The following is a 7,324-nucleotide window of genomic DNA, read 5'->3' on the forward strand; positions in this document are numbered from 1 at the left end:
ATCGGCGTGGCGGTTGTTGTCGGGGTTGTTGCCGTTGTCGGCGCTGTTGTCGCGATCGGCAGTTGGTCGGATACGTCCGGATCATCGTCGAATGTCCCGCTGCCGGCCATTGACATGCCGGCGTCACAGCCGGGGTCGTCCGCCGTGGGCGGTGACGGGCAGGCTCCGGGCGATTCGCGGATGGTGGCTCCGGGGGAGCCGGCGGCGCCGTCCGCTCCCCTGGCCGGCGACGTACGCGCGGCCGAGTCCGGCGCCGGCTCCGGCATCGCCACTGGCTCCGTGCCGACGGCGCGGGCGGCCGATCCGGCCCGGCCGGCCGGAGCCGAGCCACGGATCGTCCGGACCGGCTCGATGTCACTACAGGTGAGGCCAGGCGGCGTCGACGCGGCGGTCGCCGCCGCCTCGACGGCGGCGCAGGGGCTGGGCGGCTATCTCGCCTCGCTGGACAGCAGCGGGACCTCGGCCACCTCTGACGACGACCAGCAGCGCGCGACCGTCTCCCTGCGGGTGCCGACCAGGTCGTTCGACGACCTGCGCGGCCAGGTGGGGAAGACCGGCGAGGTCCGGGCGTCAACCGTCTCCTCACAGGATGTCACCGGTGAATATGTGGATCTTGAGGCTCGGCTGAAGGCGCTGAGCAACTCGCGCGACACCTACCTGGCCCTGCTGGGCAAGGCTGGCTCGATCGGGGAGATCCTCTCCGTCCAGCAGCGGATCGACGACGTGCAGGGGCGGATCGAACAGCTCGAGGGGCAGCGCCAGGTGCTGGCCGACGCCAGCGACCTGGCAACCCTCACGGTACGGATCAGCGAGCAGGGAACGCCCACGACCAGGCCGGACCCGAATGACGACGAGGGGCTGGCCGGGGCGCTGCGACTGTCCTGGGACCGTTTCACCGGTGGGGTAGCCGTGATCGTCGGTCTGATCGGGCCGATCGTCCTGATCGCGCTGCTGGCCGGGGCCGGTTTCGGCGGCTACCGCCTCCTGCGGAGGATCCGCAACCGCACCCGGACGCCCACCGCCCCGGGCGCGCCGACACCGTAGGCCACGACACCGAAGGCCAACTGTCGCAGGACAACCGACGTCACACCGAGGACGTCACACCAGGAGACAGAAAGAAGCCGGAACCTGTGGCTCCGCAGCGTCGCCAAGCGGCGCCAACAAACAGGGGCCGGGAATACAGGGGCAACTGGCGGCGTGGCGCCGCCGCGTGGCACGGCGCGACAACACGGGGGACGCCAGGGGCGGGTCCCGGGGCGGGAGAGACGCCCCGGGACCCGCCCCTGGCGTGGCGACACGGGGGGCGCCACGCCGGGGGCCTCGGCGACGCCGCGATGCCGCGGGGGGAGAACCTCAGCGACGCAGCGCGGCGTCCACGACCGCCTGGGCCTCGGCGAGGACCGTCTGAAGATGCTCGGGGCCGCGGAAACTCTCCGCGTAGATCTTGTAGACGTCCTCGGTGCCGGACGGCCGGGCTGCGAACCAGGCGTTCTCGGTGACGACCTTCACCCCGCCGATCGCCGCCCCGTTGCCCGGAGCGTGCGAGAGCGCGGCCCGCACCGGCTCGCCGGCGAGCGTGCTGGCGTCGAGGTCCGCCGGGGTGAGGGAGGTCAGGATCTTCTTCTGCGCGGGGGAAGCCGCCGCGTCGACCCGGCGATAGGCGGGCGCGCCGAACTGGCCGGTCAGCTCCTCGTACAGCCGCCCCGGGTCCCGCCCGGTGACGGCGGTGATCTCCGCGGCGAGCAGGCAGGGGATCAGGCCGTCCTTGTCGGTGGTCCAGACCCGGCCGTCGCGGCGCAGGAACGACGCCCCGGCGCTCTCCTCCCCACCGAAGCCGAGCGAGCCGTCGACCAGCCCGTCCACGAACCACTTGAAGCCGACCGGGACCTCGACGAGGCCGCGCCCGAGCCCGGCCGCCACCCGGTCGATCATGCTGGAGCTGACCAGGGTCTTGCCGACCGCAGCCGCGCCCGGCCAGTCGGCGCGGTGCGCGAACAGGTAGGAGATGGCTGCCGACAGGTAGTGGTTGGGGTTGAGCAGGCCGGCCGCCGGGGTCACGACGCCGTGCCGGTCGGCGTCGGCGTCGTTGGCCAGCGCCACGTCGAAGGAGTCCTTCAGCCGCAGCAGGGAGGCCATCGCGTACGGTGACGACGGATCCATCCGGATCCTGCCGTCCCAGTCGACGGTCATGAAGCCGAACCGCGGGTCGATGGTGGCGTTGACCACGTTCAGGTCGAGTTTGTAACGCTCGGCGATGGCCTGCCAGTAGACCAGGCTCGCCCCGCCCAGCGGGTCGACACCGATGCGCACCCCCGCGCCGCGGATGGCGTCGAGGTCGATCACGGACGGCAGGTCGTCGACGTAGGCCGACACGTAGTCGTGCACGGTGGCCGCGGCCCGGGCCCGCTCGAGGGAGACCTGTTGGACGCCGCGCAGCCCGTCGGCGAGCAGGGCGTTCGCGCGGTCCTGGATCCAGGAGGTGATGGTCGTGTCGGCCGGCCCACCGTTCGGCGGGTTGTACTTGAACCCGCCGTCCGCCGGGGGATTGTGCGACGGCGTGACGACGATCCCGTCCGCGATCCCGCCCGGGCGGGCGGTGGTCTGGCCGACGGCGCCGCGGCCGGTGTTGTGCGTGAGGATCGCGTGGGAGATCACCGGGGTGGGGGTGGCCTCGTCGCCGGGGGCGACGCGCACGTCCACCCCGTGCGCGGCCAGCACCGTCAGTGCGCTGTCGCGGGCTGGCGCGGACAGGGCGTGCGTGTCGATGCCGAGGAACAGCGGCCCGTCCACCCCGTGCGCGGCCCGGTGCTCGCAGATCGCCTGCGTGACCGCGACGATGTGGTCGGCGTTGAAGGAGCGTCGCAGTGACGATCCGCGGTGCCCGGACGTCCCGAACGCGACCCGCTGGGAGGCCTCGGCGGGGTCGGGATGCTCGTCGTGGTAGGCGGCCAGCAGCGCGTCCACGTCGATGAGGGTGTCGGGTGGCGCGGGCCGGCCCGCGAGCGGACTGGGCGGCATCAGGCGGGCCCCCTCGGGCAGCAGAAGTGGCAGGCGCGGGCGCCGGTCACGGCCAGCCCGGAATGGTTGCGGCACTTCCAGCCTAGCGGGCCGACGGCGGCATGGTTACGGCCGCTTCCCCGGCGGTTGTCGAACTTCCCGCGGTCCCGCTTTTCCCGCCGATCCCCGGTTTTCCCACGCGCCTCCCACGCGTGTCGTCCCCGTGCGTGGTTTCCTCGCTTTCCTCGCTCGTCAGGTCCAGTGCGTGACAGCGGGTGTGCCGGGCGCCGCCAGATGTGATACATCCGGTGAGATGTCGAAACCGCGCCGTGCTCCGGTTACTGTCCGTTCGTGAGGCTCGGCGTGATGGGCGGGACCTTCGACCCGGTGCACAACGGCCACCTGGTGGCCGCCAGCGAGGTCGCCGCCCTGTTCGACCTGGACGAGGTGGTCTTCGTCCCCAGCGGGCAGCCGTGGCAGAAGGCCGACCGGGAGGTGTCACCGGCCGAGGCCAGATACCTCATGACCTTTCTCGCGACGGCGGGTAATCCTCGCTTCACGGTGAGTCGGATCGACGTCGACCGCAGCGGCCCGACCTACACCATCGACACGCTGCGGGACCTGCGCCGCCAGCGCAGCGACGCCATGCTGTTCTTCATCACCGGCGCGGACGCGCTGGCGCAGATCCTCAGCTGGCGGGACGTCCAAGAGCTGTTCGGGCTGGCCCACTTCGTGGGCGTCACCCGGCCCGGCTACCAGCTCGAGCTCGACGCGAGCCTGCCGGTGGACGCCGTCAGCCTGCTGGAGGTGCCAGCGCTGGCGATCTCGTCGTCCGACATCAGGGCCCGGGTCAGCCGCGGGGCGCCGATCTGGTATCTCACCCCGGACGGGGTGGTGCGTTTCATCGCCAAGAGCGGCCTGTACCAGCCCCGCGGCCAGGCCGCCCCGACCGGCCTGGTTGTTCCGACCGGCCCGGCCGGCTCGCCGGGTCTGGTGTATCCGGCGGGTCCGCGAGCCGGTGCCGCCGGTACCGGAAGTGGCGGTGACGCCGGCGGCAGCGGTGCCGGCGGTGCGGCGCCCGCGGGAACCGGGCCGATCAGGCCGGCGGGCCCGCTGAGCCGACGCAGGGCAGATCCAGGCTCGTGAAAGTGTTGCGTGTGTCAGGCTGGACAGGCAGTACACAAGCTGGTTTGGCACACGCCCACAGTCGGTCGACGAAGGACGTGCCAGCCGTACCAGCGCGGGTGATGGTCGCGACCGATGATCCACCAGGGTCTGACGATCCACCGGAGCCCGACGACCCACCGAACCCGGAGAGGTGTATTCGTGACCGCATCCCCGCGAGCCGTCGAGCTCGCCCTCGAAGCGGCGCAGGCCGCGGCGGACAAGCTCGCCCGTGACATCGTCGTGCTCGACGTCAGCGAACGGCTGGCCATCACGGACTGCTTCGTCGTCGCGTCCGCGGACAACGAACGGCAGGTCAAGGCAGTCGTTGACGGGATCGAGGAGCGTCTGCGCGGCTTTGGCGCCAAGCCGGTCCGCCGGGAGGGTGAACGCGAGGGGCGCTGGGTGCTGCTCGACTTCGCTGACATCGTGGTACACGTGCAGCACGGCGAGGAGCGGACGTACTACGACCTGGAGCGGCTGTGGAAGGACTGCCCACGGATCACCTTCACCGACCGTGACATCGCCCGTCGGGTGGAAGCGGAAGCGGTGGCCCCCGGCGCGGGCCGCCGGTGAGGATCCTGCTGTGGCGCCACGGCCGCACCGCATGGAACGAGCTGGGCAGGTTCCAGGGGCATGCTGACCCGCCGCTGGACGCCACCGGTCGGGCCCAGGCCCGGCTGGTGGCACCGGCGATCCGCGCGCTCGCGCCGGACGTCGTGGTCTCCTCGGATCTGCTGCGCTGCCGGACGACCGCAGCCGAACTGGGCCTGACCGTCCAGGCGGACCCCCGGCTGCGCGAGATCTCACTGGGGGAGTGGTCGGGCCTGACCGCGCGGCAGGCCGCGGAGCGCTTCCCCGCGGAGGCGGCGGCCTGGCACCGCGGCGAGGACGTCCGCCGCGGCGGCGGTGAAACCTACGAGGAGGTCGGCGCCCGGGCGATCGGCGTCGTGGAGGATCTCGTCGCCAGCGGGCTGCCCGGCGACGACGGACTGGCCGTGCTGGTGCTCCACGGCGGCACCGCCCGGGCCCTCATCGGCCGGCTGCTCGACGTACCGCCGTCGACGTGGTGGCACTTCGGCCCGTTGGGGAACTGCCGCTGGTCGCTGCTGCGCCGCTCCAACGGGCGGTTCCGGCTGCTCGAGCACAACAGTGGCCCGCTCGCCGCCACCCGCGCCGTTCCTCGGACGGACGCCCCGCGGGCGGCGTCGGCAGGGCCACTCGCGCGGGCCGCCCCGCCCACGCTTGGCGCCTCGGCCGCCCCCGACATCGAACCGGTACACTCGCCGAGTACCTTCTGAACGGGAACTCGGCAGAGCCTGTAAGGTGTGCGAAGCAGGCAAGCGGTACGGGGGAACGACAGGGAGACAGGCAGCAGGGCAGGGCGGCAGTAACACATCTGGGGCTGTGGCGCAGTCTGGTAGCGCATCACACTGGCAGTGTGAGGGTCAGGGGTTCGAATCCCCTCAGCTCCACGGGCTAACTTTCCGTGCTCGCTGACCTACGGTCAGCTTCGCCGGTGGCCGCGATGTCTACCCGGGAGGCGACCCCCGGACCCCCGGTGCCGGGCTTCGCCCGGCCGGGGGGGTCGAGTAATCGAGTAATAAGGTAGAGAGAACGACGAAGCCTATGTGTTTGGCTGCTTCCCGAGGATGCGGTCACTGCCGTGTCTGTCCCCTTGGGGACCAATCCGCTATGAGTGTTGTGGCTGGCCGGAGCGGCCAAAAGATCTGACGGCATAACGACGCAGAGGGCCCAATGCGGCTGTGTCTCGGACGATCCGGTACGCTGCGTTCCGTGAGTCTGCCTATCCGTGACCTGGGAGATCATGAGATCCTGTCCCAGTACGGCAACCGGTACAAGCCGCTCGGCGGGCCAGCTTTCCGCCGCAGGCCACGATGGGGACGGGAGCAGGCGGTGTCCGTCATCATCGGAGACGTCACGCCGAAACAGGCAGCCACTACAATCGGCCTGAACCACAGGCGCGGCGACGGTGTACGTCGTACCGTAGTAGGCAGACTGGAAGCAGCGGGCTTCTACGTTCGTCATGCTCCCAGTCCCATGAACCCGGATCATGCCCTGGTAGGACGCCACGGCGACTGGACGGAGGATGTCAGCCGGGCATTCGATGCCTGCTTCGACGAGCCGGAATGGGAGGACCCGACGTGAGCGACCTTGTCACCCTTGAAGAGCGGGCCAACCCGTGGCATCCAACAGCCAGTACGGTCGACGGCCCTGTTCTCAACTTCTATGATATCCCCCTCCTCGGTCTTTTCTCTCAGGACTGGCATCACTTTCTTTACCAGAGCATCCTCGATCTGGAAGACATCGGGTTCTGGGTCTACACGCCACTTACCGAACACGAGCGTATAGAGATCGAAACCGCATCAGGTAATGAATTGTCAACCGCGCTACAAAAACTGCGCGACGGACGGAAAGTCACCGTTGCCTTCGCGGCTGACGACGGCATCGTTATGAGTGAGAACCTTGCCTCCGGCTCCGATGTGGTTATGGTCAAAGGTCTCCTGGAAGCCGTCAGCCGCCGCCTGAAGCTCGTCGAACAGGTTTCTGTAGCCGTCTGACCCCTCCTGTCCGAGTTCTCTGAGGAGCGAATTACCTGACCGCGGATGGGCTGGGTCGGGGTGTTGGGTAGCCCGGGGGATCTCACCCCAGGCCGTCCGGGCTCTGGTGGTGATCAGATCAGATCACCGCATTCTTGGACGTTGGGAATTCGGATATTCTTGGTGAGGGCTGTTGCGGAGCAGTCGAGGGCGGTGGGATGGCGCGGATTGTGGGGACATAAGGGTAAGGGCCGAGCTCGCCGGGGGCGAAGCGGCACAGTTTGACCGCCCACCAGAAACTGTCTCCAGCGTCGCCGGAGACGGTGTACGAACCATCTGGGCGGAGTATGGCCCATCCGCCAGCCGGTAGCGTGACCAAAGTTGTGACGGGTTGCCCGGTGGCTGTTTCCCAGATCCGTACCGTGTTGTCGCTGCTGGCGCTGGCGAGCAGGGTGCCGTCGGGGGAGAACACCACCGTCCAGACTCTGCTGGTGTGGTCGGTGAAGGTGTGCTGGCTGAGCTTGAGTGGTCGCGTTCGCTCCAGGTGGCCTGCTCGGCAGGTCCACTTCGCGACGCGTGCTTGGAGGGTTCCCACTTTCGTG

At 69.8% G+C, this 7,324-nt stretch carries 7 protein-coding genes, 1 tRNA gene and 1 pseudogene; 7 read left to right on the forward strand and 2 right to left on the reverse strand.

Annotated features, from left to right (window positions below):
- The first annotated feature begins 180 nt into the window (after positions 1-180).
- Positions 181-1,044 (forward strand): DUF4349 domain-containing protein, encoded by an 864-nt coding sequence (locus CM1CMNOD_RS07030; RefSeq protein WP_157490988.1) that lies wholly within the window; start codon positions 181-183, stop codon positions 1,042-1,044.
- Between the two features lie 309 nt (positions 1,045-1,353).
- Here CM1CMNOD_RS07030 and pgm read toward each other — a convergent pair whose 3' ends face one another.
- Positions 1,354-3,018 carry a phosphoglucomutase (alpha-D-glucose-1,6-bisphosphate-dependent) gene (pgm, locus tag CM1CMNOD_RS07035; protein ID WP_013872976.1) on the reverse strand — a complete coding sequence of 555 codons (1,665 nt, stop codon included), beginning with the start codon at positions 3,016-3,018 and terminating at the stop codon, positions 1,354-1,356.
- Between the two features lie 345 nt (positions 3,019-3,363).
- Here pgm and nadD point away from each other — a divergent pair.
- From nadD to CM1CMNOD_RS07065, 6 genes and pseudogenes are all read left to right on the forward strand, one after another.
- Positions 3,364-3,930: pseudogene (nadD, locus tag CM1CMNOD_RS07040) on the forward strand (nicotinate-nucleotide adenylyltransferase); the annotation flags it as partial.
- A gap of 393 nt (positions 3,931-4,323) precedes the next feature.
- A complete protein-coding gene (gene rsfS, locus CM1CMNOD_RS07045; protein WP_013872978.1) occupies positions 4,324-4,737 on the forward strand; it encodes a ribosome silencing factor in 414 nt (137 codons plus the stop codon).
- Positions 4,734-5,462 carry a histidine phosphatase family protein gene (locus CM1CMNOD_RS07050; protein ID WP_013872979.1) on the forward strand — a complete coding sequence of 243 codons (729 nt, stop codon included), beginning with the start codon at positions 4,734-4,736 and terminating at the stop codon, positions 5,460-5,462. The genes rsfS and CM1CMNOD_RS07050 overlap by 4 nt, the downstream gene beginning before the upstream one ends.
- A 100-nt stretch (positions 5,463-5,562) precedes the next feature.
- Positions 5,563-5,636, forward strand: a tRNA-Ala gene (locus tag CM1CMNOD_RS07055).
- A gap of 442 nt (positions 5,637-6,078) precedes the next feature.
- Positions 6,079-6,330, forward strand: coding sequence for a hypothetical protein (locus tag CM1CMNOD_RS07060; protein WP_131772350.1), 252 nt, complete (start codon positions 6,079-6,081; stop codon positions 6,328-6,330).
- Positions 6,327-6,743: a hypothetical protein gene (locus CM1CMNOD_RS07065; protein ID WP_013872981.1), complete on the forward strand. Its 417-nt coding sequence runs from the start codon at positions 6,327-6,329 to the stop codon at positions 6,741-6,743. Before CM1CMNOD_RS07060 ends, CM1CMNOD_RS07065 begins: the two co-directional genes overlap by 4 nt.
- A gap of 118 nt (positions 6,744-6,861) precedes the next feature.
- Here the strand turns inward: CM1CMNOD_RS07065 and CM1CMNOD_RS07070 are convergent.
- Positions 6,862-7,324, reverse strand: a 463-nt coding sequence (locus CM1CMNOD_RS07070) for a hypothetical protein (protein WP_131773909.1), incomplete at its 5' end; no start/stop codon positions are given.

It is taken from the genome of Protofrankia symbiont of Coriaria myrtifolia (genome assembly GCF_900634755.1).
GTDB classification, from domain to species: domain Bacteria; phylum Actinomycetota; class Actinomycetes; order Frankiales; family Frankiaceae; genus Protofrankia; species Protofrankia coriariae.